Source organism: Ectopseudomonas guguanensis, from assembly GCF_900104265.1.
GTDB lineage: Bacteria > Pseudomonadota > Gammaproteobacteria > Pseudomonadales > Pseudomonadaceae > Aquipseudomonas > Aquipseudomonas guguanensis.
Map to the genome: position 1 here is coordinate 270,922 of NZ_FNJJ01000006.1, position 26,931 is coordinate 297,852.

The 26,931-nt window shown below is 65.4% G+C and carries 26 protein-coding genes; 13 read left to right on the forward strand and 13 right to left on the reverse strand.

Annotation, left to right across the window (positions count from 1 at the left end; genetic code table 11):
• Positions 1-8 precede the first annotated feature (8 nt).
• The 3 genes from BLS61_RS11250 to BLS61_RS24130 form a co-directional block, all read right to left on the reverse strand.
• Positions 9-1,223 carry a tryptophan--tRNA ligase gene (locus tag BLS61_RS11250; protein WP_090430812.1) on the reverse strand — a complete coding sequence of 405 codons (1,215 nt, stop codon included), beginning with the start codon at positions 1,221-1,223 and terminating at the stop codon, positions 9-11.
• A 71-nt stretch (positions 1,224-1,294) separates the two neighbouring features.
• Positions 1,295-1,921, reverse strand: coding sequence for an L-threonylcarbamoyladenylate synthase (locus BLS61_RS11255; RefSeq protein WP_024307822.1), 627 nt, complete (start codon positions 1,919-1,921; stop codon positions 1,295-1,297).
• A 13-nt stretch (positions 1,922-1,934) separates the two neighbouring features.
• The gene (locus tag BLS61_RS24130) at positions 1,935-2,801 is read right to left on the reverse strand and encodes a PHP domain-containing protein (protein ID WP_090430814.1); all 867 of its coding nucleotides are present in this window, start codon (positions 2,799-2,801) and stop codon (positions 1,935-1,937) included.
• Positions 2,802-2,919: 118 nt separating this feature from the next.
• Between BLS61_RS24130 and BLS61_RS11265 the strand changes: the two genes are divergently transcribed.
• The 5 genes from BLS61_RS11265 (at position 2,920) to BLS61_RS11285 (ending at position 6,261) form a co-directional block, all read left to right on the forward strand.
• Positions 2,920-3,219 carry a YciI family protein gene (locus BLS61_RS11265; protein ID WP_090430816.1) on the forward strand — a complete coding sequence of 100 codons (300 nt, stop codon included), beginning with the start codon at positions 2,920-2,922 and terminating at the stop codon, positions 3,217-3,219.
• Between the two features lie 41 nt (positions 3,220-3,260).
• The gene (locus tag BLS61_RS11270) at positions 3,261-3,644 is read left to right on the forward strand and encodes a translation initiation factor 2 (IF-2, GTPase) (RefSeq protein ID WP_090430818.1); all 384 of its coding nucleotides are present in this window, start codon (positions 3,261-3,263) and stop codon (positions 3,642-3,644) included.
• Between the two features lie 4 nt (positions 3,645-3,648).
• Positions 3,649-4,326, forward strand: a complete 678-nt coding sequence (locus BLS61_RS11275) for a response regulator transcription factor (RefSeq protein ID WP_090430821.1) — start codon at positions 3,649-3,651, stop codon at positions 4,324-4,326.
• Between the two features lie 135 nt (positions 4,327-4,461).
• On the forward strand, positions 4,462-4,869 hold the full coding sequence (locus BLS61_RS11280) for a Spy/CpxP family protein refolding chaperone (RefSeq protein WP_090430823.1): 408 nt from the start codon (positions 4,462-4,464) through the stop codon (positions 4,867-4,869).
• A gap of 63 nt (positions 4,870-4,932) precedes the next feature.
• Positions 4,933-6,261, forward strand: coding sequence for a sensor histidine kinase (locus BLS61_RS11285; RefSeq protein ID WP_090430825.1), 1,329 nt, complete (start codon positions 4,933-4,935; stop codon positions 6,259-6,261).
• Between the two features lie 11 nt (positions 6,262-6,272).
• Here BLS61_RS11285 and BLS61_RS11290 read toward each other — a convergent pair whose 3' ends face one another.
• Positions 6,273-6,833, reverse strand: coding sequence for a nitroreductase family protein (locus tag BLS61_RS11290; protein WP_090430827.1), 561 nt, complete (start codon positions 6,831-6,833; stop codon positions 6,273-6,275).
• A gap of 161 nt (positions 6,834-6,994) precedes the next feature.
• The gene (locus BLS61_RS11295; protein WP_024308629.1) at positions 6,995-7,366 is read right to left on the reverse strand and encodes a YkgJ family cysteine cluster protein; all 372 of its coding nucleotides are present in this window, start codon (positions 7,364-7,366) and stop codon (positions 6,995-6,997) included.
• 299 nt (positions 7,367-7,665) lie between these two features.
• On the opposite strand from BLS61_RS11295, the gene BLS61_RS11300 reads away from it, so the two are divergent.
• Entirely contained in the window at positions 7,666-9,120 is a 1,455-nt protein-coding gene (locus tag BLS61_RS11300; RefSeq protein WP_090430829.1) for a TrkH family potassium uptake protein, read from the forward strand.
• A 3-nt stretch (positions 9,121-9,123) separates the two neighbouring features.
• A complete protein-coding gene (locus tag BLS61_RS11305) occupies positions 9,124-10,578 on the forward strand; it encodes a TrkH family potassium uptake protein (RefSeq protein ID WP_090430831.1) in 1,455 nt (484 codons plus the stop codon).
• 18 nt (positions 10,579-10,596) lie between these two features.
• Here the strand turns inward: BLS61_RS11305 and BLS61_RS11310 are convergent, their stop codons facing one another.
• Positions 10,597-11,610: an AraC family transcriptional regulator gene (locus BLS61_RS11310; protein ID WP_090430888.1), complete on the reverse strand. Its 1,014-nt coding sequence runs from the start codon at positions 11,608-11,610 to the stop codon at positions 10,597-10,599.
• 129 nt (positions 11,611-11,739) lie between these two features.
• Here BLS61_RS11310 and BLS61_RS11315 point away from each other — a divergent pair, with 129 nt between their 5' ends.
• Both BLS61_RS11315 and BLS61_RS11320 read left to right on the forward strand, forming a co-directional pair.
• Positions 11,740-12,057: an Mpo1-like protein gene (locus BLS61_RS11315; protein WP_090430832.1), complete on the forward strand. Its 318-nt coding sequence runs from the start codon at positions 11,740-11,742 to the stop codon at positions 12,055-12,057.
• 244 nt (positions 12,058-12,301) lie between these two features.
• On the forward strand, positions 12,302-13,690 hold the full coding sequence (locus BLS61_RS11320; protein ID WP_090430834.1) for an adenylate/guanylate cyclase domain-containing protein: 1,389 nt from the start codon (positions 12,302-12,304) through the stop codon (positions 13,688-13,690).
• A gap of 54 nt (positions 13,691-13,744) precedes the next feature.
• Here BLS61_RS11320 and BLS61_RS11325 read toward each other — a convergent pair whose 3' ends face one another.
• The gene (locus BLS61_RS11325) at positions 13,745-14,782 is read right to left on the reverse strand and encodes a glycosyltransferase family 4 protein (protein WP_090430838.1); all 1,038 of its coding nucleotides are present in this window, start codon (positions 14,780-14,782) and stop codon (positions 13,745-13,747) included.
• Positions 14,779-15,597, reverse strand: coding sequence for a UDP-2,3-diacylglucosamine diphosphatase (locus tag BLS61_RS11330; RefSeq protein WP_090430840.1), 819 nt, complete (start codon positions 15,595-15,597; stop codon positions 14,779-14,781). The genes BLS61_RS11325 and BLS61_RS11330 overlap by 4 nt, the downstream gene beginning before the upstream one ends.
• Positions 15,598-15,811: 214 nt before the next feature.
• Between BLS61_RS11330 and BLS61_RS11335 the strand changes: the two genes are divergently transcribed.
• The 3 genes from BLS61_RS11335 to BLS61_RS11345 all read left to right on the forward strand — a co-directional run bounded on the left by BLS61_RS11335 (position 15,812) and on the right by BLS61_RS11345 (position 17,956).
• Positions 15,812-16,558, forward strand: a complete 747-nt coding sequence (locus BLS61_RS11335; protein ID WP_090430842.1) for a helix-turn-helix transcriptional regulator — start codon at positions 15,812-15,814, stop codon at positions 16,556-16,558.
• 214 nt (positions 16,559-16,772) lie between these two features.
• Entirely contained in the window at positions 16,773-17,108 is a 336-nt protein-coding gene (locus tag BLS61_RS11340; protein WP_090430844.1) for a tRNA-binding protein, read from the forward strand.
• Positions 17,105-17,956, forward strand: coding sequence for a DMT family transporter (locus BLS61_RS11345; RefSeq protein ID WP_090430846.1), 852 nt, complete (start codon positions 17,105-17,107; stop codon positions 17,954-17,956). The genes BLS61_RS11340 and BLS61_RS11345 overlap by 4 nt, the downstream gene beginning before the upstream one ends.
• Positions 17,957-18,013: 57 nt before the next feature.
• Here BLS61_RS11345 and BLS61_RS11350 read toward each other — a convergent pair whose 3' ends face one another.
• Entirely contained in the window at positions 18,014-18,295 is a 282-nt protein-coding gene (locus tag BLS61_RS11350; protein WP_090430848.1) for an Rdx family protein, read from the reverse strand.
• 71 nt (positions 18,296-18,366) lie between these two features.
• On the opposite strand from BLS61_RS11350, the gene BLS61_RS11355 reads away from it, so the two are divergent.
• Positions 18,367-20,553 (forward strand): patatin-like phospholipase family protein, encoded by a 2,187-nt coding sequence (locus tag BLS61_RS11355; RefSeq protein ID WP_090430849.1) that lies wholly within the window; start codon positions 18,367-18,369, stop codon positions 20,551-20,553.
• 50 nt (positions 20,554-20,603) lie between these two features.
• Here BLS61_RS11355 and BLS61_RS11360 read toward each other — a convergent pair whose 3' ends face one another.
• The 4 genes from BLS61_RS11360 to recQ all read right to left on the reverse strand — a co-directional run bounded on the left by BLS61_RS11360 (position 20,604) and on the right by recQ (position 26,925).
• Entirely contained in the window at positions 20,604-22,700 is a 2,097-nt protein-coding gene (locus tag BLS61_RS11360) for a FimV/HubP family polar landmark protein (protein WP_486598954.1), read from the reverse strand.
• 274 nt (positions 22,701-22,974) lie between these two features.
• Positions 22,975-23,406, reverse strand: a complete 432-nt coding sequence (locus BLS61_RS11365) for a MarR family transcriptional regulator (protein WP_024308643.1) — start codon at positions 23,404-23,406, stop codon at positions 22,975-22,977.
• Positions 23,407-23,538: 132 nt separating this feature from the next.
• Positions 23,539-24,699, reverse strand: coding sequence for a GGDEF domain-containing protein (locus BLS61_RS11370; RefSeq protein WP_090430853.1), 1,161 nt, complete (start codon positions 24,697-24,699; stop codon positions 23,539-23,541).
• Positions 24,700-24,792: 93 nt separating this feature from the next.
• On the reverse strand, positions 24,793-26,925 hold the full coding sequence (gene recQ, locus BLS61_RS11375) for a DNA helicase RecQ (RefSeq protein WP_090430855.1): 2,133 nt from the start codon (positions 26,923-26,925) through the stop codon (positions 24,793-24,795).
• Positions 26,926-26,931: the final 6 nt, after the last annotated feature.

Consider the following 26,931-nt stretch of genomic DNA (forward strand, 5'->3'; position numbering starts at 1 on the left):
AGGTTCCTTTAGCGGTAATTCAGGCCCATGGCCATGCGCACTTCGGCCAGGGTGTTGCGCGCCTCGTCACGCGCGCGCTCGGCCCCCTCGGCGAGGATACTGCGCACCAGGTCGGGGTTTTCCTCGTAGTCGAAGGCACGCTGCTGCAGAGGAGTCAGCTCTGTCTGCAGAGACGAGCACAGCGCGCTCTTGCAATCGAGGCAACCAATCGAAGCGCTTCGGCAGCCCTCGATGACCCAATGCAATTGTTCGTCGTTGGAATACAACTGATGCAATGACCAGACCGGGCAACGCTGCGGCTCACCAGGGTCGTCACGGTGCACCCGCGCCGGATCGGTGGGCATGCGCCGCAGTTTTTCCTCGAGTTCGGCGTCGCTGTCACGCAGGAATATCGCATTGCCACTGGATTTGGCCATCTTCTGCCCATCCAGGCCAGGCACCCGCGAAAACTCGGCGAGAATCGGCTGCGGCTCATTGAGAATCACCTTGCCGCCCCCTTCCAGATAGCCGTACAGACGCTCCTGATCGCCGAGGGTAATGCTGGTCTGCTCCTTGAGCAGGGCCCGCGCCGTCTCCAGCGCCTCTGCGTCGCCCTGCTCCTGATAAGCCTTGCGCAGGTTGCTGTAGAGCTTGCCGACTTTCTTGCCCAGCTTGCCAATGGCGGCTTCAGCCTTCAGCTCGAAATCCGGCTCGCTGCCGTACAGATGATTGAACCGGCGCGCCACTTCGCGGGCGAACTCGATATGGGGCAACTGGTCGGCGCCAACCGGCACCTGGCCGGCGCGATACAGCAGGATGTCCGCGGCCTGCAACAGCGGATAGCCAAGAAAGCCATAGGTAGAGAGATCCTTGCCGCTGTGACGCTCCTGCTGCTCCTTGTAGGAGGGCACGCGCTCGAGCCAGCTGAGTGGACAGATCATCGACAGCAACAGGTGCAGCTCGGCATGTTCCGGCACCTGCGACTGCACGAACAACGTAGCGGAGCTGGGGCTGACGCCTGCGGCCAGCCAGTCCACCGCCATGTCCATGACATGCTGGGAAAGCTGACCGCTATCGGCGTATTCGGTGGTCAGGGCATGCCAGTCGACGATGCAGAAGAAGCAGTCGTACTCGTGCTGCAACCTGACCCAGTTCTTCAGCACACCGTGGTAGTGCCCGAGGTGCAGACGACCGCTCGGACGCATTCCTGACAGCACCCGACGTTCGGAGTCGTTAAGGCTCAAACCGTTCTATCCAAAATCCAGACAAGACCACGGAGTATAGGGTAGCTGCGCCCACAACGGAAAAGCCGGCGTCAGAGATCGTCGAACGGCGTCGGGTCACCGCATCCGACGCGTAGAACTTCCGGGCTATCGTCGGCGAGATTGACCACGGTGGAGGCTTCCAGCCCGCCGAAACCACCGTCGATGATCAGGTCGACATGGTGTTCGAGAATCTGCCGCATTTCGTAGGGGTCGGACATCGGTAGCTCGTCGCCCGGCATGATCAGGCTGACGCTCATCAGCGGCTCGCCCAACTGCTCCAGCAATGCCAAAGCGATGGGATGGCTGGGCACGCGAATGCCAATGGTGCGGCGCTTGGGATGCAGCAGCATGCGCGGCACTTCGCGGGTGGCATTGAGAATGAAGGTATAGGGGCCTGGCGTATGGTTCTTCAGCAGGCGGAAGGCGGCGGTGTCGACCTTGGCGAACAGACCAATCTGCGACAGGTCGCGGCAGACCAGGGTGAAGTTGTGCTTGTCGTCGAGCTGACGCAGGCGGCGAATACGCTCGACCGCATTCTTGTCGCCGATGGCGCAGCCCAGCGCGTAGGACGAGTCGGTGGGATAAACCACCACGCCACCGCCACGAATGATTTCCACGGCCTGCTTTATCAGGCGCGCCTGGGGGTTTTCCGGGTGAACCTGGAAAAATTGACTCACGCTTGCTCCCTGCTCATGAAGTGACAGCGGATGGCTGTGCATGTTCGAAGCGCTCCCAGAGCGCAGTCAGGTCATCGGGCAACGGGCGATACATACCCAGTTCGGACCAGTCGCCCGGCGCATGGAAATCACTGCCGACGCTGGCCATCAGGCCAAACTCGCGCGCCAGGATCGCCAGGCCACCAACCTGTTCGGCCGGCTGCATGCCATTGACCACTTCCAGGGCATGACCACCTGCTGCCGCGAAATCCGCCACCAGGCGCCGGCGCTTACTGCGAGTAAAGTCGTACTGCCAGGGATGCGCCAGGCTGATCCAGGCCTTGGCCGCATGCAGCGTGGCTAGCGTGTCTTCCAGCGCCGGCCAGTGCTGCTTGACATCACCCAGCTTGCCCGAGCCCAGCCATTTGCGAAACGCCTCGGCACGGTCACGGACATGCCCGGCGCGCACGAGAAATTCTGCGAAATGCGGACGCGCCGGCGCGTTGCCGCTATCGCCCAATTCCTGTTGGACAGCACGTGCGCCCTCAAGTGCACCTGGCATGCCCTTGGCCGCCAGGCGTCGGTCGATTTCCTCGGCACGTTGCCAGCGCCCATGGTGCAAAGCCTCGATGGCAGCCCGCAGGGCGGGTGCCTCCCGCTCGAAGGCGTAGCCCAGCACATGAATGGTCGCCCCGCCCCAGGTGCAGGACAGCTCGATGCCGTTGATCAGCTGCATGCCCAGCGGCTCGGCCGCGAGGCGCGCCTCATCGAGCCCTTCGAGGGTGTCATGGTCGGTCAGCGCCAGCAGCCGCACACCGCGTTCGTGCGCCCGGGCCACCAGTACGGCGGGCGCCAGGGCGCCATCTGAGGCGGTGCTGTGGCAGTGCAGATCGACAATCATGGCGGCGCTTTCGTTGAGATTGATGTTTGTTATTATGCCCCACATCCGCCGCAAGGCAGTCGCCGTATAGCGCAAACGCTCCATTCCCTCCCCGCTTCGACCTGAATTAAGGACTGAGATGCTCTACGCCATCATCGCCACCGACGTCGAAAACTCCCTGGAAAATCGTCTGGCCACCCGCCCTGCTCACCTCGCCCGCCTGGAACAGTTGAAGCAGGAAGGTCGCCTGCTGCTGGCCGGCCCGCATCCGGCCATCGACAGCAATGACCCAGGCCCGGCGGGCTTCAGCGGCAGCCTGGTGGTGGCCGAATTCGACTCCCTTGAAGCTGCGCAGAAATGGGCCGATGCCGACCCGTACCGCACAGCCGGTGTGTATGCCAACGTGGTGGTCAAACCCTTCAAGAAAGTGCTGCCCTGATACAGCGCCCTTCATGCTGCTTTCGCCCACAAGGAATCGCGATGCGCTCGATCCCGTCGTCCCTGCTGGTCACCCTGATGTTGACCTGCACCGCGCTGCAGGCTGAAGAAGAAAGTGCGCAGCCAGCCGCAGCGCCAACAGCCGCAATCGATGAGCAGAGCCGGCAGCTCGAGCAGCGCCTGGCGCAAAGCGAACAGCTGCGCAGCGAGCAGGAAGCCAGCAGCGCTGTGCAACTGCAACGCCTGCGCCAGGAAAACCAGCGCCTGCGCTTGCAACTCAAGGAAAGCCAGGCGCAGACGCAACCCCGCCTGCTCAGCGAGGAGCAGACCTGGTTCGCCCTTGGCGCCGCCCTGAGCCTGGTTTCGGTGCTGTTCGGCGCCCTGTTGCGCGGCTCGCGTAAGACCCGCCGCGAGTGGATCAACTGAAGCCATGAGCCGACTGCTGCTGATCGACGACGACCAGGAACTCTGCGAGCTGCTCGCCAACTGGCTGACCCAGGAAGGCTTTCAGGTGACCGCCTGCCACGAAGCCGGCGGCGCGCGCCAGGCACTTGCCGCGCAGGCGCCCGATGCCGTGGTGCTCGACGTGATGCTGCCGGACGGCAGCGGCCTTGAGCTGCTCAAGCAGTTACGTAGTGAACATCCTGATCTGCCGGTGCTGATGTTGTCCGCCCGCGGCGAGCCGCTGGATCGCATCCTCGGCCTGGAGCTGGGCGCCGATGACTATCTGGCCAAGCCGTGCGATCCGCGCGAGCTGACCGCGCGCCTGCGTGCCGTACTCCGGCGCACCGCGCCGGCCCCGGCCAGTAGCCAGCTGGAGCTGGGCGACCTCAGCTTCAGCCCCAACCGCGGCGTGGTGAGTATCGGCGAGCATGACGTTCCGCTGACGCTTTCCGAAAGCCGCCTGCTGGAGGCTCTGCTGCGTCAACCGGGCGAACCGGTGGACAAACAGGCGCTGGCGCAACTCGCCCTGGGTCGCAAACTGACCCTGTATGACCGCAGTCTGGACATGCACGTCAGCAACCTGCGCAAGAAACTCGGCCCGCACCCCGACGGCCGGCCGCGCATTCTCGCCCTGCGTGGCCGCGGTTATTACTACGCCACGTGATCCTTTGCCCCTTAAGTAAACGACCTGCAACATCGCCTTTACCCAAGCTTTACCGACGTCTGACTGCCCTTGACCTTGACCGCCGCATAATGAGCCCATCCGGTCGTTACCGGTTTCGAGACAAGGAGAATCACCATGCGCAAGACCCTTACCGCCCTGCTGCTCGCCGCCACCCTGCCGACCCTGGCCTTCGCCATGCCGGACGGCGGCCCGCGCCACCATGACCGCGACCACGGCATGTTCAAGGAGCTGAACCTGAGCAAGGAACAACGCCAGGAGTTCCGCAAGCTGATGGGCGAGCAGATGAAGACCCATCGCGACATCACCAAGCGCTACCTGGACAAGCTGCCGGAAGCCGAGAAGCAGGCCATGAAGAAGGAGCTGGACCAGGCCCGCGCCGACCAGCACAAGGCCCTGCGTGACCTGCTCAACCCCGAACAGCAGAAAGCCTTCGACGAGCACCAGAAGAAAATGGAAGCTCGCCGCGCCGAAATGGCCGAATTCAAGGCCTGGAAGGCCGAGAAGGACAAAAAGACCAACTGATCCGTCGTCCCCAATCTGCCGCCGCGCTCCCCGAGCCCGGCGGCTTTTGCATGAGGAATCACCGTGCGTTCATTGTTCTGGCGCATCCTGGCGACCTTCTGGCTGGCCATCGCCCTGGTAGCCGGCCTGTCGCTGCTGCTCGGCCGCGCCCTGAATCAGGACGCTTGGATTCTCAGCCTGCACCCGGGCCTGGATGACCTCGACCGCCAGTGGGTCAAACGCTACGAACAGCAGGGGCCGGCCGCGGCGCAGGACTTTCTCGAACGGCGCAAACGCCAGTACCGCATCGATACCCAGGTGCTCGGCGAGAGCGGCCAGCAACTGGTCAAGGGCACCTTTCCATCGCGCGCCGCCGCTTTCGAGGCGCGTCACGGCGACGAGCGCCGCCTGCCCTGGCGCCGCCTGACCGCCGAATACACCAGCCCGCAAAGCGGTGAAAGCTACCTGTTCATCTACCGTATTCCACACCCGGAACTGGCGGCCTGGCACCGCGGCAGCCTGTTCTGGCCGCTCAGCGCCGTGGCCATCGCCCTGGTGGTGCTGACGCTGTTCAGCCTGATGCTGACGCTGTCGATCACCCGCCCGCTGGATCGCCTGCGCGGCGCCGTGCACGACCTCGGCCAGACCGCCTACCAGCAGAACAGCCTGGCACGCCTGGCCAGGCGGCGCGACGAACTGGGCCTGCTGGCCAAGGACTTCAACCGCATGGGCGAACGCCTGCAGGGGCTGATCGGCAGCCAGCGCCAGCTGCTGCGCGACGTGTCCCACGAGCTGCGCTCACCCCTGGCGCGCCTGCGCATCGCCCTGGCCCTGGCGGAACGCGCCGACGCCGCCGAGCGGGAGAAACTCTGGCCGCGGCTGAGCCAGGAATGCGATCGGCTGGAAGCGCTGATCAGCGAGATTCTCGCCCTTGCCCGCCTGGACGCCGACCCGGGCGCTGCCCAGCCAGTCGATCTGCGCGCCCTGCTCGGCAAACTGCAGGAGGACGCGCGCCTGACCACACCGCAACAATCGCTGCAGATCGACCTCGAGCAGGGAGCGCAACTGGAGGGCTGGCCGGACATGCTCGAGCGTGCGCTCGACAACCTGCTGCGCAATGCACTGCGCTTCAGCCCACCGAACCAGCCAGTGGTCATCGGCGTGCGGCGCCAGGGGCAGGAGGTTCTGCTCAGCGTGCGCGATCACGGCCCTGGAGTCGCCAGCGAGCATCTGCAGCAACTGGGCAAGCCCTTCTTTCGCGCGCCGGGCCAGAGCGGTTCCGGCCATGGCCTGGGGCTGGCCATCGCGCGCCGGGCGGCGCAGCGTCATGGCGGTGAACTGCTGCTGAACAACCACCCCGAAGGCGGCTTCGTCGCCACTCTCAGGCTGCCGGCCAGGCAGCAGACAGGCTGAGGCGCGCCGGCTCACCCCTGCCAGGCGCTGACGAAATCCTCGACGCTGACTTCCGGGGCGCGGCGCAGCTCGCGTTCCGGTGTACCAAGGTAGAGATAGGCGATGATCTGCTCGTCCGCTGCCAGGCCCAGCCCTCTGGCCACATGGGCATTGTAGGCCATATCACCGGTACGCCAGACCGCGCCGATACCCTGGGCGTGGGCGGCGAGCAGGATGCCATGGGCGGCGCAACCGGCGGCGATCACCTGTTCGGACGCAGGCACCTTGGGATGAGCCTGCACGCGGGCGATCACCACCACCAGCAGCGGCGCACGCATGGGCATGCCGCGGGCCTTGAGCAATTTTTCTTCCGGCGCCTGGGCATCGGCTGCCAGCAACGCGTCGGCGAACAGCTCGCCCATGCGCTCACGCGCCGCCCCCTCGACCGTCAGAAAACGCCAGGGGCGCAACTGGCCATGATCCGGCGCACGCAACGCCGCGCGAAACAGCAGCTCACGTTGCGCCGCATCCGGAGCCGGGTCGACCAGGCGAGGAACGGAAACACGGTTGAGCAGAGCGTCGAGAGCCTCCATCGGCCACCTCCAAAACAAAGATGGCGCATTCTCGATGCTGCAAGCTGCACGCTGCAAGCTGACCGATGCACACACTCGGATGTCGCAAGCCCGTGAAGCCTGCAATCGAGGGATCGCTGCCCCGGATTGCATCCGGGCTACGGGCCAGCCTGCAGCCGCCGTCAGGCTACCCGGTCAGGCGATATCACCGGCTGCACCGGCGGCGTCAGCGGCGGCAGGCCATGGGCCTTGCGCGCATCGTCGCAGCGCGGATTGTGCACGCCGTTTTCCCAGGATGCCTCGAACTCGCGGCAACTGCTCGAACGCTGTTCGTACATGGTGCAGCGCACGCCACAACCGACATCGCCCAGCAGCTGGGTGCAGCGCGCCGGCTTGCTCTCGGTACCACGCATGGCAACGTAGTGGGGGCTGATCTGGATGACCTGCTCGTCCGGAACGCTACCGCCCGCGGATTGGCACTCGCCCCAGAAAAAGGACACACGAAAGAACGCGCAGCAGGCGCCGCACGTAAGGCAGGGATTGGCTTCGGACATTTGAGGAGGACTCGGAAACCGGCGGACGCCGGCAACTGGCGGCTATTCTATGCTTGGCCTTACGCTTGTAAAGCCCTTCACCGGGCACGTGTGAAAACTACTGCGCTCGGCCAGGCTGCGTTGAAAACAGGCTCGTGCGCGAGTCCGATCAAAATGCTCATTTACAGGCGCTTCCTCGCCTGCTTTTGCCTTGCCTGACCTTCGCTCGCTACGTTTTCACACAGCCCGGATGCAGCGGTTTACAGCCGCCCGTGCGCAGGTAGAATGGCGCATTTTTACAACCCGCCAGAGCCCCCCACATGGCCTTGCCGACGCTGCGCATCATCGGTTTCATCATCGGCATTTTCCTGATTACCCTGGCGGTCAGCATGGCTATTCCCATGCTGACCCTGCTGATCTTCGAGCACCCGGAAGATCTCACTGCCTTCCTATGGTCCAGCCTGATTACCCTGGTGGCCGGTCTTGCTCTGGTGATTCCCGGTCGTCCGCAGAACGCGCAGCTGCGCCCGCGCGACATGTATCTGCTGACCACGGGCAGCTGGACCCTGGTCTGCGCTTTCGCCGCCCTGCCGCTGATGTTGATCGCCCATATCAGCTATACCGATGCGGTATTCGAGACCATGTCGGGTATCACCACGACCGGTTCGACCGTACTGACCGGCCTGGACAGCATGTCACCCGGCATCCTGATCTGGCGCTCGATGCTGCAATGGCTGGGTGGCATCGGCTTCATCGGCATGGCGGTGGCGATTCTGCCGCTGCTGCGCGTCGGTGGCATGCGCCTGTTCCAGACCGAATCCTCGGACTGGGGCGAGAAGGTCATGCCGCGTTCGCATATGGCCGCCAAGTATCTGCTACTGGTCTACGTGGCGATCACCCTGCTCGGCGTGCTGGCTTACTGGGCGGCGGGGATGGAACCCTTCGATGCGCTGAACCACGCGATGACATCGATCTCCACCGGCGGTTACTCCACCTCCGACTCCTCTCTGGCGCACTGGCCGCAACCGGCCGTGCACTGGACGGCCGTGGTGTTGATGCTGCTCGGCGGCATGCCGTTCATGCTCTATGTCGCCTTCGTGCGCGGTAATCGCCAGGCGCTGTTCAGGGATCATCAGGTGCGCGGCTTCATCGGCTTTCTGCTGCTCACCTGGCTAGTGTTCGGCACCTGGCTGTGGCTCAACTCGGACTACGCCTGGCTCGATGCCGTGCGTGTCGTCGCGGTCAACGTCACCTCGGTGGTCACCACCACCGGCTTCGCCCTCGGCGACTACACCACCTGGGGCAGCTTCGCGGTGCTGCTGTTCTTCTACCTGACCTTCGTCGGCGGCTGTTCCGGGTCCACCTCCGGCGGCCTGAAGATCTTCCGCTTCCAGGTCGCCTACGTGCTGCTCAAGGCCAACCTGATGCAGCTGGTGCACCCTCGCGCGGTGATCAAGCAGCAGTACAACAACCACAACCTGGATGAGGAGATCGTTCGCTCGCTGATCACTTTCTCCTTCTTCTTCACCATCACCATCGGCGTGCTGGCCCTGGCCCTGACCCTGGTCGGCCTGGACTGGGTCACCGCGCTGACCGGCGCCGCCACCGCGGTGTGCAACGTCGGCCCGGGGCTGGGTCCGATCATCGGCCCGGCCGGCAACTTCGCCAGCCTGCCGGATTCGGCCAAGTGGCTGCTGAGCCTGGGCATGTTGCTCGGCCGTCTGGAAATTCTGACCGTGCTGGTGCTGGTCACCCGCAGTTTCTGGAAGCACTGACCGATGCCTCTGTCCAGCCTGCGCATCTTCGCCTTCATCAACGGCATCTTCCTCGTCACCCTGGCGCTGAGCATGCTGGTGCCGGTACTCACCCTGTTGATCTTCGAGCAGCCACAGGGCATCAATGCCTTTCTCTGGTCGAGCCTGATCACCGCGCTCGTCGGCATCGCCATGATCGCTCAGGGCAGGCCCCAGCAAACGCAACTGCGCCCGCGCGACATGTACATGCTGACGGTATCGAGCTGGGTGATGGTGTCGATCTTCGCCGCCCTGCCGTTCATCTTCGCCGAGCGTGCGAGCATTACCGACGCCTATTTCGAGAGCATGTCCGGCATCACGGCGACCGGTGCCACGGTCTTCAGCGGCCTGGACGACATGTCGCCCGGTACGCTGATCTGGCGCTCGCTGCTGCATTGGCTGGGCGGCATCGGCTTCATCGGCATGGCCGTGGCGATCCTGCCGATGCTGCGCATCGGTGGCATGCGCCTGTTCCAGACCGAGTCGTCGGACCGCTCGGAGAAGGTCATGCCGCGCTCGCACATGGTTGCCAAGTACATGGTGCTGGCTTATGTCGGCCTCAGCACACTCGCCGTGCTGGCTTTCTGGCTGGCAGGCATGGGGCTGTTCGACGCGATCAACCACGCCATGTCCGCCATCGCCACGGGCGGCTTCTCCACCTCCGATTCCTCCCTGGGCAAGTGGCAGGCACCGGCCATTCACTGGGTCGCGGTGCTGGTGATGGTGCTGGGCAGCCTGCCCTTCGTGCTCTACGTCAGCACCCTGCGCGGCAACTACCGTGCGCTGCTGCGCGACGCCCAGGTGCGCGGCTTTCTGCTGTTGCTGATCGGCAGCTGGTGCGTGCTGGCGGGGTGGAAATGGCTGACCACCGACCTTCACTGGCTCGATGCGCTGCGCCTGGTCGCTGTGAACATCACCTCGATCATGACCACCACCGGCTTCGCCGTCGGCGATTACCACCTGTGGGGCCCCTTCGCCAGCATGATGTTCTTCTACCTCGGCTTCGTCGGCGGCTGCTCCGGCTCCACCGCGGGCGGCCTGAAGATCTTCCGCTTCCAGGTGGCCTACATCCTGCTCAAGGCCAACCTCAAGCAGCTCATCCATCCGCGCGCGGTGATCAAGCAGCAGTACAACCGCCATCGGCTGGACGAAGACATCGTGCGCTCGATTCTGGCCTTCGCCTTCTTCTACACCATCACCATCGCCACCCTGGCGCTGGCCGTGGCCATGTGCGGTGTGGACTGGATCACCGCCCTGACCGGCGCCGCGGCTATGGTGTCCGGGGTCGGTCCCGGCATGGGCGAGATGGTCGGCCCGGCCGGCAACTACGCCACCCTGCCCGACCTGGCCAAATGGCTGCTGAGTTTCGGCATGCTGCTCGGGCGCCTGGAAATCCTAACCGTACTGGTGCTGCTGTTCCCGGCCTTCTGGCGCCACTGAAGCGCGGTTCGCCCCGACTCAGCCGGCCAGCCCGCGGCGGCTGCGGTACTCGCCAGGCGTTTCACCGAACCAGCGGCGAAAGGCCCGGAAGAAGTTGCTGGGGTCAGCAAAGCCCAGCAGGTAGGCGACCTCCAGCAGCGTCAGGTCGACCTGCCCGAGATATTGCTCGGCCAGCTCGCGACGGGTGTCGTCGAGCAGTTGCTGATAGCTGGTGCCCTCTTCCTGCAGGCGCCGCTGCAGGGTGCGTTGCGACAGATGCAGGGTCTGCGCCACTGCCTCGCGCCGCGGCTCGCCCTGGGGCAGCAGGCGACACAGCACCTGACGCGCCTGATGGGTGACGCGACTGCTGCAGAAGCGCGCCAGATACTCGCCGGCAAAACGATCGTGCAGTTGCGCCAGCGCCTCGTTGGCGCTGGGCAACGGCGCCTCCAGATCGGCACGCTCGAAGATCAGCCCATAATGCTCGGCGTTGAATCTGAGCGGCGCCTGGAACACCTGCTGATAGGGCGCCAGATCGGCCGGCGCCGGGCCCTGCAGACGAATCTCGCGCGGCCGTATGGGCTTGCCGGTCATCCAGCGGCAGAACGCCAGGCAGTAGGCCAGCGATGCTTCGGCGCTCTGCCGGGCCGGCGGCAGGCGGTCACCGTGGATCGCCAGGGTCAACGCATAGCCGTCGGGTTGCGCGAGGAAATTCAGATCCGCCCCTTCGCCGATGATGCGCTGATAGCGCACCAGGCGGGTGAAGCCGTCGCGCAGATTGCGGCTGGACATCAGCGCGTACCCCACCACATGGAAGGACGCCGGCCGCACCACCTGCGCCATGTTCAGGCCGATGGCCGGGTTGCCCGACAGTGCCACGGCGCGTTGCCAGAGACGGGTCATGCCGTCCTGCGGGAAGCGCGCGTCCGGGTCGTTCAAGGCGGCATAGTCCATGTCCAGCTCGGCGAACAGGCTGACGCAGTCGACGCCGCCCAGCTCCAGCGCCTGCACGATGGCCAGTGCCCAGTTGGAAGATGTGGTTCTTTCGCTCATCGTCTTGTTCTTGTGATCAATCAGCAAGGCCATGGTTGGCGGCGCAAGGATACTAGACTGGCACCTTAAGTCAGTGGCCTGCGCGGACAGCGCCGTTACACTGACGCTGACAATAACAGGAGGTGCGCCATGACCGCCCGGACCACCGAACGCTACCAGAGCTTCGCCGAGTTCTACCCCTATTACCTGCAGGAACACAGCAACCCGGTCTGCCGCCGCCTGCACTATGTCGGCAGCCTGCTGGTGCTGGCGATCCTCGCCTACGCCCTGCTCACCCAACAATGGCTGTGGCTGCTGGCCATGCCGCTGGCCGGTTATGGCTTCGCCTGGATCGGCCATTTCGTGTTCGAGAAGAACCGCCCGGCGACCTTCGACTATCCCCTGTACAGCCTGATGGGCGACTGGGTGATGCTCAAGGACGCCTTGACCGGACGGATTCGCTTCTAACCACCGCGCGGGGTGCGCCTCACGCACCCCCATGCGTTACAACGCCAGCGCTGCGCACCGTTCTCCCTGCCGGCTGACGGCAGACCGCTTGCCATTGCTTTGGCGCCACTCGGCGGGCGCGCTTGGCTGGCCGTGCCCCCTTGGTTATGATCCCCGCCCAACGAGCCTCTGGCTCAGGTCTTGCAGACCACCTTCGAGCGTCCGACAAGAGACGTCAGAATTCCAGCAGGGACAGTTCCAGCAGATGAAGCCAGCAACCACAAGCCGTGCCAACGGGCTGCCGACGCCGCCGTTGCGCGAATACTATTCGCGCGTACTGGCCTATATCGCCACGGCCGCCAGCATCGCCGCCGGTACCTACGTGGGACATTTCTCTTACGACATCCTGTGGATGGTGCCCTACGCCCTGCTCTATCCCCATCTGGCGCACAACCTCAGCCGCCGCTTCAAACGCGACCACCCACAACAGACCGACCTCGCCCTGCTGTTCATCGACGCCCTGCATGCCGGGGCGTCCTGCGTGCTGCTGGGCTTCTCCGTCGTGCCCAGCCTGATGTTCCTGCTGACGCTGTGTTTCAGCGCCCTGGTCATGGGCGGCCTGCGCTATCTGGGCCTGTCGCTGCTGGTGGCCGGCAGCGGCGCGGCGCTGTGCGCAGCGCTGGTGGAGGTGCAGCCCAATCCCGAAACCCCGACCCTGGTGGCGCTGGTCAGCATTCTCTTCGCCACCCTGTACATCTGCATCACCGCCTATTTCGTCAACCAGCAGGGCCTGCGCCTGGCCCAGGTGCGCAGCGAGATCAAGCGCGAGCAGGAAAAGGCCGCGCGGCTGGCACGCAACCTGGCCAAGTACCTGTCGCCACAGGTCTGGGAGTCGATCTTCACCGGCAAGAAGAGCGTGCGCCTGGAAACCCAGCGCAAGAAGCTCACGGTGTTCTTCTCCGACATCAAGGGCTTCACCGAACTGTCCGAAGAGCTGGAAGCCGAGGCACTGACCGACCTGCTCAACACCTACCTCAACGAAATGTCGAAGATCTGCCTGAAATACGGCGGCACCATCGACAAGTTCATCGGCGACTGCGTGATGGTGTTCTTCGGCGACCCGAGCAGCAACGGCGCCAAGAAGGATGCGGTAGCCGCTGTTTCCATGGCCATCGCCATGCGCAAGCACATGAAGGTGCTGCGCCAGCAATGGCGAGCCCAGGGCATCACCAAGCCGCTGGAAATCCGCATGGGCCTCAACACCGGTTATTGCACGGTGGGCAACTTCGGCGCCGACACGCGCATGGACTACACCATCATCGGCCGCGACGTGAACCTCGCCAGCCGCCTGGAGAGCGCCGCGGAGTCGGGCGAGATCCTGATCTCCCACGAGACCTATTCGCTGGTCAAGGACGTGATCATGTGCCGCGACAAGGGCCAGATTGCCGTCAAGGGTTTCACCCGCCCGGTGCAGATCTACCAGGTGGTGGACTTCCGCCGCGATCTGGGTGCCACCTCCAGCTACGTCGAGCACGAGCTGCCGGGTTTCTCCATGTACCTGGACACCAACGGCATCCAGAACTTCGACAAGGAACGGGTGATCCAGGCGCTCAACCAGGCCGCCGAGAAGCTGCGCGACAAGGTCATTCTTTAAGGTCCGCGTGCAGCCCGTTCGCGTAGGGTGCGCCATGCGCACCGAGAAAACCCGCTACCGACTGTCCACCAACGCCTCGCCGAGCACCACCGGCTCGCTATCGATCAACGGCTGCAAGGCCAGGAACTCCAGGGCCGAAGCACGCCAGGACTGCGCCGCCGCCAGCTCGGCGCAGCGCGCCCGATCCAGCTTCAGCGCCGCCAGGCAGGCAGCGCGAAGATCTTCGTCCATCACCCCGCTCTGCCCCTGCTGCAGCACATCAAGCGGCCCGGCCACCGGGAAGGCAGCCACCGGCGTACCGCAGGCCAGTGCCTCCAGCATTACCAGGCCATAGGTGTCGGTACGCGAGGGAAACACCAGCACCGAGGCATCCTGGTAGCTCTCGGTCAATGCCTGGCCGTGGCGATAGCCGAGAAAGCGCACCTGCGGATACTGCCGTTGCAGCAGCTCGCGCTGCGGGCCATCACCGACCACGCGCTTCTCGCCAGGCAGATCCAGTTCGAGAAAGGCTTGCAGGTTCTTTTCCGCGGCGATGCGGCCAACGTAGAGAAACACCGCTTGCGCAGGACGCGGGCGCGTTTCGTCCGGGCAAAACCGGCGGGTGTCGACGCCCTTGCGCCACAGGTACAGCCTTTGCAGATTCCAGCCGGCGAACTCCTCGCGCAGGCGCTCGGTGGTCACCAGAACCGCCTGGCTGGGGCGATGGAAGGCGCGCAGGTAGGCGTAGCCCCAGCGTGGCGCGATCCACGGCCAGCGGGTGCTGACGTACTCGGGAAAGCGCGTATGAATGGCCGTAGAGAAGGCCAGCCCGCGCTTGACCAGCCAGCGTCGCGCCGCCCAGCCCAGCGGGCCTTCCGTGGCCAGATGCACGCAGTCGGGACGAAAGTCGCGAATGGCGCCGCCCACTCGCCAGAGGTCCCACACCAGCGGGATTTCCGGGTAGGTTGGGCAGGGCACGGCGCGAAAATCCGCCGGCGACAGTAGCTTGACCTGATGCCCCAGCCCACGCAGCTCGGCGACCAGCGCGGCCAGACTGGTGACCACGCCATTGACCTGAGGCGACCAGGCGTCCGTAACGATCAGTATCCTCATGCGCCGCTCTCGAGGGCGACGGCCTGTTCCTCGCTGGCCAGTCGCGCCTGCTCTTCAGCCAGGCGATAGAGCTCGATCTGCCCATCCCAATGCTCGATCAGCGCCGTGCAGGATTCCACCCAGTCGCCGCAGTTCATGTACTCCACGCCGCTGACCTGACGAATCTCGGCGTGGTGAATGTGGCCACAGACCACGCCCTGCAGGCCACGCTTGACGCATTCGTGGGCGATGGCTTCCTCGAAGTCGCTGATGAAGTTCACTGCGGTCTTGACCTTGTGCTTGAGGTAGGCCGACAGCGACCAGTAGCCGTAGCCCCAGCGGCTGCGCCAGTGGTTGAGCCAGCGGTTGAGGGTCAGGGTGAACTCGTAGGCGGAGTCGCCAAGGAAGGCCAGCCAGCGGTGGTAGCGGGTGATCACATCGAACTGATCGCCATGGATCACCAGCAACTGGCGGCCATCGACCGTGACGTGAACCGCCTCGTCGACCAGCTGGATGTTGCCCAGCAGCAGGCTGGAGTAGCGGCGCAGGAATTCATCATGGTTGCCGGTGACGTAGATCACCTCGGTGCCGCGCTTGCTCATGGTCAGCAGGCGGCGGATGACATTGGTGTGCGCCTGCGGCCAGTAGATGCCGCCACGCAGTTTCCAGCCGTCGATGATGTCGCCCACGAGGTAGATGCGGTCGGCATGGTAGCGCTTGAGGAAGGCCGCCAGGTGCTCGGCCTGGCAGTCGCGCGTGCCGAGGTGCACATCGGAAATCCACAGGGTACGGACACGTTGCTTGCGGCTGGGCTTGGCGAGCTGGGCGCTGGTCATGGGCGACCTCCGGCTGGGTTTAGACGAGCTTGAGGCGTTGCGGTGAAATGCTTGTGACAGGTAAAAGACCGTTCGATGACGTAGCGCCAAAGCTCAATGGCGTAGGGCGGGTGCAACCCGTCACCATCGGCCTGGCGGGTCGCACCCGCCCTACCGTTAGCATCCGCAGTCGCTGCGCATGCGTTACACTCCCGCCCCTGCCGAGGAAGCCGCCATGCCGCCGATTCTGTCCCTGCGTCATTACAGCCACGAAGTGCTCAGCCACAGCCACGAGCACCCGCAACTGGTGTTCGGCCTGGCTGGCGAACTGCAGTTCGACGTGGACGGTCAGGGCAGTCGGGTGCTGCGTCACCATCTCGCGGTGGTACCGGCCGAATCGCGCCACACCTGCGGCAGCCCGGGCGGCAGTCACTGCCTGGTGCTGGACCTGCCGGCCAACGATTGGCTCGAGCGGCAGCTGGGCCATCATGCAAGCGATATCCAGCGCCTGCTGGACAAACCCCGCGCCCTGCAGCTCGATCCGTCGCAGGCCCAACTGCTTAACTGGCTGGCCAGCAGCCCGATCAATGACCCGGTCATCGCCGGCCAGGGCGCCGCCCTGCTGCTCGGCAGCCTGGCCTGCAACCGCCAGCGGGCAGAGCGCGTCGGCTTGCCGATGGCGGCACTGGATCGTCATATCGAGCAGCACGCCGCGCACCCGCTGCAGGTGGCCGACCTGGCGCGCCTGGCCGGCCTGTCGGTGGCGCGTTTTCATGCGCGCTTCCTCGCCGAGACCGGACGCACGCCCATGGAGCACATTCGCCAGCGGCGTCTGCAGCTGGCCGAGCAGATGCTGCTGAGCAGTGATCTGCCCGTTGGCGAAGTGGCGGCACGGGTCGGTTACGCCTCGCAGAGCGCCTTTACCGCCGCCCTCTCCCGCCACCTGGGCATGACCCCGCGACAGCTGCGCCGCGGCCGCTAGCTGCCTATCGGCGCACCTACCCCTGTGTAGGGTGCGCCGTGCGCACCGACGGAAGTCCTGGAGGCATGGGCGCGCACCGGAATGATCGGTTGGCCCCGGTGCGCGCGGCGCACCCTACGCGCTACCGAGAGCCTTGCGACAAAACGCCTGACTCCCGCGACAGACAGCTCACGTCTGCCCCCCTAGACTGCGCCGCATCGACAAGGAGCATCCCATGCAAAATATCGAATGGCAGGATTTCGACAAAGTGCAGTTGCGCGTCGGCACCATCCGCAGTGCCCGCCCCAATGAAAAAGCCGTGAAGCCGGCCTATGTGCTGGAAGTGGACCTCGGCGAGCTGGGGCTCAAGACCTCCAGTGCCCAGATCACCGCGCATTACCGCTGCGACGAACTGATCGGTCGCCAGGTGCTGTGCGTATGCAACTTCGCCCCCAAGCGCATCGCCGGCGTGCGTTCCGAAGTGCTGGTCACCGGCGTCTACGACAGCGACAAGCGAGTGGTCCTCGCCGGCTTCGACAAGCCCCTGCCCAACGGGGCGCGCCTGGCATGACGGAGCGTAACGCCCTGCTGGCGATCCACCTGGGCGCCCTGCTGTTCGGCCTGTCGGGCATCTTCGGCAAGCTGGCCGCCACCACGCCGAACATGATCGCCGGCGGCCGCGCCCTGTTCGCCGTCATCGCCCTGGCCCTGGCCGCCCTGCTCTGGCGCAGCCGCAACGCGGTTCGTCCAAGCCTGCGGCAGATGGCATCGCTGGCTCTCGGCGGGCTGCTGCTGGGCACGCACTGGGTCACCTTCTTCGAGTCGGTGAAAGTCTCCAGCGTGGCCATCGCCACCCTGGGCTTCGCCAGCTTCCCAGCCTTCACCGTCGTGCTGGAGGGCCTGCTGTTTCGCGAGCGCACACGCCCAGACGAGTTCGCCATGGTCGGCGTGGTGTGCGTCGGGCTGATTCTGGTCACCCCCGAGTTCAGCCTGGACAGTGGCGCCACGGTCGGGCTGCTGTGGGCGGTGCTGTCGGGCTTCCTGTTCGCCCTGCTGTCGCTGCTCAACCGGGCCAGCACCCGCGGCCTGGACCCGGTCAAGGCCGCGCTGTACCAGAACGTCACCGTGCTGCTGTGCTTCCTGCCCCTGGCCTGGCCAATGCTGCCCAGCGTGCGCCCGCTGGACTGGCTGTGGCTGGCGATGCTCGGCATCTTCTGCACGGGCCTGGCGCACAGCCTGTTCGTCGCCAGCCTGCGGGTGCTCAAGGCGCGCACCACGGCGGTGATCTTCGCCCTGGAGCCGGTCTACGGCATCCTGTTCGCCTGGTGGCTGTTCAGCGAACAGCCAACGCTGCGCATGCTGGCCGGCGGCGTGCTGATCGTCGGTGCGATCTTCGTGTCGGCACGTATGGCGCGTTGAGGATTAGGAGCGCCTCCCGGTCTACGCGCCCGAGGAGCCATGGTGCGCATGTGTTCCCTACCGGTCGTTATGACCCAGGTCGCGGGTTGGGTCGATCTGGTCACGCACCCGCTGCTTGAGCACCTTGGCCTCGGGGAAGCCGCCATCGGCCTTTCGCTCCCAGATCTGCCGGCCGTCGCAGAGGATGCGGAACACCCCGCCAGTGCCCGGTTCCAGGCTGACCCTGCCCAGTTCGTCGGCAAAGGTGCTGAGCAGCTCCTGGGCCAGCCAGGCGGCGCGCAGCAGCCACTGGCACTGGGTGCAATAGGTTATGACGATTTCAGGCTTCTGATCGGGCATGGCGGCGGCTCTAGGCTGGGGCTTGGTGCCTATAATACCGGCCTTTGTCCCCGCCCCTGCCGGAAACTGCCATGCGTCGCCTGCTCCTTTCGCTGCTCTGCCTGTTCGCCCTGTCCAGCCTGCCGGTCATCGCCGCCGAACGCGTCGGCCTGGTGCTGTCCGGCGGCGCCGCCCGCGGGCTGGCGCATATCGGCGTGCTCAAGGCCCTGGAGGAACAGGGCATCCGCATCGATGCCATCGCGGGCACCAGCATGGGCGCCATCGTCGGCGGGCTCTACGCCGCCGGCTATTCGGTAGCCGAGCTGGAGCGCCTGGCCCTCGAGCTGGACTGGCAGCAGGCGCTCTCCGACTCGCCGCCGCGTGAGGATGTCCCCTTCCGCCGCAAGCAGGACGACCGCGACTTTCTGATCAAGCAGAAGCTCAGCTTCCGTGACGATGGCAGCCTGGGGCTGCCGCTGGGCGTGATCCAGGGCCAGAACCTGGCCCTGCTGCTGGAGAGCCTGCTGGTACACCGCAGCGCCACGCGCGACTTCGATCACCTGCCGATCCCCTACCGCGCGGTGGCCACCGACGTGGTGACCGGCGAGCAGGTGATCATGGGCACCGGACACCTGCCGCAGGTGATGCGCGCCAGCATGTCGATCCCCGCGGTGTTCGCCCCGGTGGAAGTGGATGGCCGCCTGCTGGTCGACGGCGGCATGGTCAACAACGTGCCGATCGACGTGGCACGGCAGATGGGCGTCGATCATGTCATCGTCGTCGACCTGGGCATGCCACTGAAGCCGGCCAAGGAACTGCTCACCGTGGTCGACGTGATGAACCAGTCGATCAACCTGATGATGCGCAAGAACTCCGAGGAACAACTGCAGACGCTGACTGCCGATGATGTACTGATCCAGCCGCCGCTGGCCGGTTTCGGCGTCGCCGACTTCAACCGGGGCGAGCGGATGATGGATGCCGGTTACCGCGCCACGCAGATCAAGGCCGAACAGCTGGCCCGCCTGCGCACCAGCAGCGCCGGCAATCCGGCACTGGCCATGGCTCGCACCCGCGAGCAGCGCACGCCGGTGATCCGGGAAATCCGCGTGGAGAACGACTCCAAGGTCGGCGACGCGGTGATCCGCCGGCACATTCGCCAACCCCTGGGCGAGCCGTTGGACATGGATCGTCTGCAGAAGGACATGGGCACGCTCTATGGCCTGGACTACTTCGAACGCGTGCAGTACCGCGTGGAGCCGCTGGACCAGCGTGGCAGCGCCCTGGTGATCGATGCCAGGGGCAAGCGCACCGGCACCGACTACCTGCGCCTGGGGCTGAACCTGTCCGACGACATGCGCGGCGACAGCGCCTTCAACATCGGTGCCAGTTATCGCGTCAACGGCATCAACGAGCTGGGCGCCGAATGGCTGACGCGCCTGCAGCTGGGCGACCGCCAGGAACTCTACAGCGAGTTCTACCAGCCGCTGGACGCCGGCTCACGCTACTTCGTCGCGCCCTACCTGTTCGGCGAGGCGCAGAATGTCGAGGCGATCCTGGACAACGACCCCATCGCCGAATACCGCCTGGAGCGCTACGGCTATGGCCTCAACCTGGGCCGGCAGATCGCCAACAACGGCGAGATTCGCTTCGGCATCGGCCAGGCCTGGGGCGAGGCGGATGTGCGCGTCGGTGAGCGCGACCTGCCCAGTTTCAGCTTCAGCGAGGGCTACTACGAGCTGCTGTATTCCTTCGACACCCTGGACAACCTCGACTTCCCGCGCAGCGGTGAGGACATCGGCCTGACGCTGCGCAAGTACGACCGCGGCCTGGGCTCGGACGAAGACTATCGCCAATGGCAGCTGACGCTGGACAAGGCCTACAGCCACGGTCCCAACACCTGGCTGTTCGGCGGGCGCTACGGGCGCACCCTGGATGAAGCGGAGGTGGTCACCTCGGGCTTCATCCTCGGTGGTGCGCAGGAACTCTCGGGCTTTCGTCAGGACTCGCTGAGCGGGCAGAACATGGCACTGGCACGGATGATCTACTACCGGCGCATGACGCAGAACTCGCTGCTGCCGCTGAACTTCCCGCTGTACCTGGGCCTATCGCTGGAGCGCGGCCGCGCCTGGAACAACGACAACGACTTCGACAGCGGCTACATCAACGCAGCCAGCATCTTTCTCGGCCTGGACACCCCGCTCGGCCCGCTCAACTTCAGCTACGGCTTCAACGACGAGCGGGAAAAGGCGCTGTATCTGAACCTGGGCAAGAGTTTCTAAAACGACGAGGCCGCGCATATGCGCGGCCTCGCAGGGTCCAGCCGGGCCGATCAGGCGATTTCCGCCAGCAGCTGGCGTGCGGCTTTCTTCTGCTCGTCGTCGCCGTGGTCGATCACCTCGTTGAGGATGTCGCAGGCGGCAGCGATATCGCCCTGCCTGATGTAGGCCAGGGCCTGGTTGAGCAGGGTCATGTGCTCGGGGTTGCCGGCCAGCTGATCGATGTCACCCTGCAATGCCGCGGTGGCATCGGCGTCACCGGCGAAGGCATCGAGGAAGTTGTCGTCCAGCCGATGCACCTCATCGTCCAGCACCATTTCCATCTCGCCGAAGGCACTCACCTGCTCGTCTTCGTAGTGCAGTTCGAAGACTTCGGGCAACTCCTGCAGGTTGCTGGCGAAAGACGCATCGAACTCCGGCTCGGCCGGCGCCTTGGGCTTGGCTTTGGCCTTGGTCGGGAACGGGCTGACCAGGTCCCAGTCGGCATCCAGCGACAGGTCGTCGAGATTGAGCTGGAACTCGGTTTCGGGTAAAGGCTCGGCCACAGGCTGCAGCGGCGCCACAGGCTCATTCGGCGCCTGCGGCGCTGCCTGCAGATTCGGGTGGCGCTCCTTCAGCGCATCGATGCGAGCGGCGTCGAAGTCCTCGGCACGCAGCACCGCCTCCTCGCGAGCGAAGCCTGCGCCGTCGCCCAGCATGGCCAGAACCTCCAGCAGCCGGAAGCGCAGGTCGCTGCGCTGGGGTTGCTGAGCCAGGGCCTTGTCCAGTTCGCCACGCGCCTCGCTGATGCGTCCATAGGCGATGTAAACGTTGGCGGCCTCGAGCGGATCGACCGGCCCCGGTGCACGCACCGGGGACGGCGCCACCTTGGCCTCCGGCGCAGCGACGACGGGCGCGACGACCGCCGCGCTTTGCGCACGAACCGGCGGCTGTGGCGCCTGCGCTTTCGCTGGTACCTGCACCACCGGTGTGGTTGTTGCGCCACGTCGCCGCGCCGCCCAGAGCAGCGCACCGAGCAACAGCAGCAAGCCGATACCGCCAGCGAACCAGATCGACCAGCTGCCGCGCTCTGCGACCACGGCTGGTTCGACAACCGCCGGTGCGGCGGCCACGGGCTGAGTCACAGGCTCGGCCGCGGTACGCGCCGACAGCTCAGCCAGCTGCGCATCCTTCTGCGCCAGTTGCTCCTGCAACTGCTGCAGTTGCAATTGCAGCTGCGCCAAGCCCTGTTGCAGCTGCAGGTTTTCCGCCGCCTGACTGGCCAGCTCCAGATCGACCTGGCGCTGCTTCTCTGCCAGCTGCAGGAGGCTGTCGACCTGCTCCGGCGCCGGCTCAACCACAGCCGCAGGCGCGCTGACAGGCCCTTCGGCGCTGCCCGGGGTGGCAGCAACGGCAGCGTACTGGGTCGTTACCGGGGCGAGCGCCGGCTCGGCAGCGCCGGTGCGAGCGGCATCCGGCAACAGCAGATTGGCGCCGGCCTGCAGGCGGCTGGGATCGCCGCCCGCGAAAGCACTCGGGTTGAGCGCGAGAATGCCTTCCATCAGCGCCTGCTGCGACAGCGTGCTGCCCTGCTCGCGCAGACGCGCGGCAATCAGCCAGAGGCTGTCGCCGCGAGCGACCTGATGACGATGCCCCGCCGCCGCACTGGGAGGCGTTACCGCTCTTAACGAGGCAACCGGAGCCGCGCTGGCACTGGACGCTTGCGTTACCGGCGCCACAGTCGGCGCAGCCGCCACCGAGGTGTAGGCCGAAGAGCCCGGCGGGTCGAGCAGCACGGTGTACTCACGCAGCAGCTGGCCACTGGGGCGCGCCACTTCGACGATGAAATTCAGGTAGGGCTCGCGCACCGGGCGGCTCGAAACCACGCGGATGACGCTGCGCGAACCGCGCAGAAGCGGCGTGAAGCGCAGATCGTTGAGAAAATAGAAACGTTCGACACCCGAACGGTTGAACACCTCGGCGGGCGCCAGACCGACGCGCAGGTCCTGCGCGCCCAGATCACCCACCTCGAGCAACTCGATTTCAGCCTCGAAAGGCTGATTCAACGCCGAATGCAGCGTGATCTCACCCAGACCGAGCGCCGGCACCATCCCTGAATACAGAGCGGACCCAGACGCCAAACCCAACATTAACTGACGCACCCGAGCCATGTGACCTCCAGGGTTATCCGGCTCGAACGCCACCTCCTCGACTTCCTGTCCTGAATTCCCTAGATCGGGAGCTGGCGCCCTTTAAGTTCGAGAACGCCCGACAAGGTCCTTGTCGAGGCCGTCTCGAATAGCATTATGGCTACTAATTCACAAAGTAGCGGTTTGGACGCCAGTTTGCCGACGAAAGCAGGGTGCCAGCAAGCGCGATCAGTCAAAAGTTGGGCACTGAATGCCCTCGGTCAAAGAAGTGGCCGCAATTTGACAGGACTGGGATTCACTTCATCAGGTTGCCCAGCACCCGGGCATGCACCTGCTGGCAACGACGCAGGTCATCCTCGTCGATGCCGGCAAAGACTTCATGACGCAGCTGGGTGGAAATCGCCTCGATCTTCTCGATCAGCGGCTGCGCCTTGGGCTGCAGGGCGATCTTCTTGGCGCGGCGATCTTCCGGCACGGCCACGCGCGTCACCAGGCCCTGGCTTTCCAGGCTGTCGAGCAGCCGTGCCAGGGTCGGCCCCTCGACGCCGACACTCTGCGCCAGTTCGCGCTGGGTCGGCATTTCGGTGAAGCGCGCCAGGTGCAGCAGCACCAGCCAGCGCGCCTGGGACAGCCCCAGGCCGACCAGGCGCCTGTCGAGTTCGGAACGCCAGGCGCGTGAAAGCTGGGCTACCTGCATGGCAAAGCGGTGTTGATCGGGGTAGGACATGGGCTAGCGGGCTCGTACAAAGGTCAAAAACTAATTATTAGCTAGCTAGCCATAACCCGTTGCGCAGGGCAAGCGCAGATTGCGTCGCGAGCGTTGCAGAATGCGACCGAACGCCCGCGACGCAGCGGTGCATCAGGTGGCGACGCGGTTGCGTCCGAAAGCCTTGGCCTCGTACAACGCACGGTCAGCCTGCTCGAAGAGCTGGCTCAGCTCGGTTGGGGTACCGGGGCTCAGGCAGGCGACGCCGATGGACATGGTCAGCACCTGCGCGCTGTCGGAGCCGCGGTGGGCGATGCCGGCCGCCTCCAGCGACTGGCGCAGGGCCTCGGCACGCTGCAGCGCCTCGTCGGCACCGATGTCGAACAGCAGCAGGGCGAATTCCTCACCGCCGAGCCGCACGCCCATGTCCAGCGGCCGCCGCGCTGCCTGCTCGAGCAACGCGCCGACGCGCTGCAGGGCCATATCGCCGGCCTGATGACCGTAGCAGTCGTTGTAGGCCTTGAAATGGTCGATGTCGCACAGCAGCAGCGCCAGTGGCTTGCCGTCGCGCTGCGCCTGACGCAACAGACGCTCGAACTGCCGGTTGAAGCTGCGCCGGTTATGCAGGCCGGTCAGGCTGTCGTGGTAGGCCAGCAGGCGCATCAGGCGGCTGATCAGGAAGTACTCGCGCGACTTGTACTCCAGCAGATAGCAGCCGACGGCGCCGATGAGATTGCCGAAGGCGAGGAACAGCACGTTGTTGATCAGCCTCGGCACGGGCAACCCGGCGAACCATTCGGCCAGCACGTACGCCAGCAACACCACCAGCGAGCAGGCGATCGCCTCGCTCAGGCGCAGGCCGACCAGAAAGTAGGCGGCCATGCTCACCAGCAGCAGGCCTTCGTAGGGATAGGCGGGGTCGGCACGGTGGGCGATGCCGACGATCAGCGCCGCACCGACGCCAAGCACCAGGATGCAGGTCATGCTCAGCGGCAGCAGCAGATGGATATGCCGGCGCTGCAGGATCAGCGCGGCGCACACCAGCAGGATCAACAGCACCACCACGCGCACGGCGAGCACCCAGCCAAGGTGCGACGCCGGCACCACCAGCATGTCGAGCGCTGCCAGGGCCAGCCAGATGACCGTGGCGACGCTCAACGCGATGCGCTTGAGATCGAAGCTCTCCTCGATGATGTAGGTGCGGTACTCACGCTCGAGCCCACGGGAGAAACGCAGCCAGCGAAACCCCAGGTTGAGCTGGTCGGCATAGGGACTCGGACGAACTTCATCGAGCCAGGCGTGATAGTTGGGCACCCTCACCTCGTCATCTGGCGGCCTGTCCGACACCTTAGCCCCGTCAGCGAAATGTCGCCAGAACCCTTGCCGCCGAGCGTTGTCCCGAAGGCTCTACAACTCGAACTCGGCCTGCAGCGCCGCGCGTACGCAGTAGAGCACCGCCTCGTCGACCCGGCCGGCGAACAGCGGCGCGATCTCGCTGACGGCAGGCAGCTCGCCCTCGCCGTCGAGAAAGCTCTCCTGAATCTCGCCGAGCAGGTCTTCGGGCAGGTCCAGCGCCTGTTCCAGGCTCAGCTGCTGCGCGCAAATCGCCTCGGCCAGCAGGCTGTAGACGTTCTTTTCGGAGCATTTCAGCTGACCGGCGATCTGCGCCGGAGTCATGCCGGCACGAGCCAGGCTGACCAGCTCGTGGCGCAGATCGGCCACCGGAGCCGGAGCATCATCCGCAGCGCTGCCATTGAGCACTTCCAGAAAAGCCTGACCGTAACGTTCCAGCTTGCGCGCGCCCACACCACTGACCTGCGCCATCTCGCTGAGCGAGCCGGGCTGGCTGCGCAGCATTTCCAGCAGCGTGGCATCGGGGAAGATCACGTAGGGCGGCACGCTGTGCTCTTCGGCCAGCTTGCGCCGCAGACTGCGCAGCGCTTCCCACATGTCCCGCTCGTGGCCGCGCACCAGCTGACTGGCGGCGCTGCTGGAAGCCTTGGCCGCCTGCGCCGGTTTGGGTTCGCGGCGCAACTGCAGGCTGACCTCGCCACGCAGCAGCGGCCGGCAGGCCTCGCTCAGGCGCAGGCCGCCAAAGCCGTCCAGATCGACGTCGGCCAAGCCGCGAGCGACCAGCTGGCGGAACAGGGTGCGCCACTCGACCTCTGAAAAGCCCTTGCCGATGCCGAACACGGCCAGGTGCTGATGGCCGGCGGCGCGGATCTTCTCGTTGTCGCGACCGAGCAGGATGTCCACCAGATGGCCGACGCCATAGCGCTGGCCGCTGCGGTAGATGGCCGACAGCGCCTGCCGCGCCGGTTCGGTGGCGTCCCAGGTCTCGACGCCATCGATGCAGTTGTCGCAATGCCCGCAGGGCTGCGGCAGCTCCTCGTCGAAATAGGCCAGCAGTGCCTGGCGACGGCAGCGGGTTTCCTCGCACAGGGCAAGCATGGCGTCGAGCTTGTGCTGTTCGATGCGCTTATGGCGCTCGTCGCCCTCGGAGTTGGCCAGCATCTGCTTGAGGAAGATCACGTCCTGCAGGCCGTAGGCCATCCAGGCATCGGCCGGCAAACCGTCACGCCCGGCGCGGCCGGTTTCCTGGTAGTAGGCCTCCAGCGACTTGGGCAGATCCAGGTGGCAGACGAAGCGCACGTTGGGCTTGTCGATGCCCATGCCGAAGGCGATGGTCGCCACCATGATCAGCCCTTCCTCGTTGAGAAAGCGCTTCTGGTGATAGGCACGCAGCTCGTTGGGCAGCCCGGCGTGATACGGCAGCGCCGGGAAGCCCTGGCTGCTGAGAAAGTCGGCGACCTCCTCGACCTTCTTGCGCGACAGGCAGTAGACGATGCCCGCATCGCCCTTGCGCGCGGCGAGAAAGCCGAGCAGCTGCTTGCGCGGCTGATCCTTGGGCTGGATGCGGTAGAAGATGTTGGGCCGGTCGAAGCTCGACAGGAAGCGCTCGGCGCTGTCCAGGTGCAGGCGCTGGACGATCTCCTCGCGGGTGCGCTTGTCCGCCGTGGCGGTCAGGGCAAGGCGCGGCACCTGCGGGAACAGCTCGGCGAGCTGACCGAGCTGCAGGTACTCGGGGCGGAAATCGTGCCCCCACTGCGACACGCAGTGCGCCTCGTCGATGGCGAACAGGGCGATGTCCAGGCCCTGCAGGAAACTCAGCATGCGCGGCTGCACCAGACGCTCGGGCGCCAGGTAGAGCATCTTGATCTGCCCGCGGCGAATGCGCTCGGCGATCTCGCGCTGCTCGTCGCCGCTAAGCGTCGAGTTCAGCGCCACCGCGGCCACGCCCAGCTCGTCGAGCGTCGCCACCTGATCGTCCATCAGCGCGATCAGTGGCGAAACCACCACCGCCAGGCCCTCGCGCATCAACGCCGGCACCTGATAGCACAGCGACTTGCCGCCGCCGGTGGGCATCAGTACCAGGGCATCGCCGCCCGCGGCCACGCGCTCGATGATCGCGGCCTGGTTGCCGCGAAAGGCGTCATAGCCGAAAACGTCTTTGAGAATGCGCAGGGCGTGGTCGAGCATGAAGGC

Bases quoted from the DNA above. Each gene is read 5' to 3' on its own strand.
- BLS61_RS24130 (WP_090430814.1), bottom strand. From the start codon at position 2,801: ATGATTGTCGATCTGCACTGCCACAGCACCGCCTCAGATGGCGCCCTG.
- BLS61_RS11265 (WP_090430816.1), top strand. From the start codon at position 2,920: ATGCTCTACGCCATCATCGCCACCGACGTCGAAAACTCCCTGGAAAAT.
- BLS61_RS11270 (WP_090430818.1), top strand. From the start codon at position 3,261: ATGCGCTCGATCCCGTCGTCCCTGCTGGTCACCCTGATGTTGACCTGC.
- BLS61_RS11275 (WP_090430821.1), top strand. From the start codon at position 3,649: ATGAGCCGACTGCTGCTGATCGACGACGACCAGGAACTCTGCGAGCTG.
- BLS61_RS11280 (WP_090430823.1), top strand. From the start codon at position 4,462: ATGCGCAAGACCCTTACCGCCCTGCTGCTCGCCGCCACCCTGCCGACC.
- BLS61_RS11290 (WP_090430827.1), bottom strand. From the start codon at position 6,833: ATGGAGGCTCTCGACGCTCTGCTCAACCGTGTTTCCGTTCCTCGCCTG.
- BLS61_RS11295 (WP_024308629.1), bottom strand. From the start codon at position 7,366: ATGTCCGAAGCCAATCCCTGCCTTACGTGCGGCGCCTGCTGCGCGTTC.
- BLS61_RS11300 (WP_090430829.1), top strand. From the start codon at position 7,666: ATGGCCTTGCCGACGCTGCGCATCATCGGTTTCATCATCGGCATTTTC.
- BLS61_RS11305 (WP_090430831.1), top strand. From the start codon at position 9,124: ATGCCTCTGTCCAGCCTGCGCATCTTCGCCTTCATCAACGGCATCTTC.
- BLS61_RS11310 (WP_090430888.1), bottom strand. From the start codon at position 11,610: ATGAGCGAAAGAACCACATCTTCCAACTGGGCACTGGCCATCGTGCAG.
- BLS61_RS11315 (WP_090430832.1), top strand. From the start codon at position 11,740: ATGACCGCCCGGACCACCGAACGCTACCAGAGCTTCGCCGAGTTCTAC.
- BLS61_RS11320 (WP_090430834.1), top strand. From the start codon at position 12,302: ATGAAGCCAGCAACCACAAGCCGTGCCAACGGGCTGCCGACGCCGCCG.
- BLS61_RS11325 (WP_090430838.1), bottom strand. From the start codon at position 14,782: ATGAGGATACTGATCGTTACGGACGCCTGGTCGCCTCAGGTCAATGGC.
- BLS61_RS11330 (WP_090430840.1), bottom strand. From the start codon at position 15,597: ATGACCAGCGCCCAGCTCGCCAAGCCCAGCCGCAAGCAACGTGTCCGT.
- BLS61_RS11335 (WP_090430842.1), top strand. From the start codon at position 15,812: ATGCCGCCGATTCTGTCCCTGCGTCATTACAGCCACGAAGTGCTCAGC.
- BLS61_RS11340 (WP_090430844.1), top strand. From the start codon at position 16,773: ATGCAAAATATCGAATGGCAGGATTTCGACAAAGTGCAGTTGCGCGTC.
- BLS61_RS11345 (WP_090430846.1), top strand. From the start codon at position 17,105: ATGACGGAGCGTAACGCCCTGCTGGCGATCCACCTGGGCGCCCTGCTG.
- BLS61_RS11350 (WP_090430848.1), bottom strand. From the start codon at position 18,295: ATGCCCGATCAGAAGCCTGAAATCGTCATAACCTATTGCACCCAGTGC.
- BLS61_RS11355 (WP_090430849.1), top strand. From the start codon at position 18,367: ATGCGTCGCCTGCTCCTTTCGCTGCTCTGCCTGTTCGCCCTGTCCAGC.
- BLS61_RS11360 (WP_486598954.1), bottom strand. From the start codon at position 22,700: ATGGCTCGGGTGCGTCAGTTAATGTTGGGTTTGGCGTCTGGGTCCGCT.
- BLS61_RS11365 (WP_024308643.1), bottom strand. From the start codon at position 23,406: ATGTCCTACCCCGATCAACACCGCTTTGCCATGCAGGTAGCCCAGCTT.
- recQ (WP_090430855.1), bottom strand. From the start codon at position 26,925: ATGCTCGACCACGCCCTGCGCATTCTCAAAGACGTTTTCGGCTATGAC.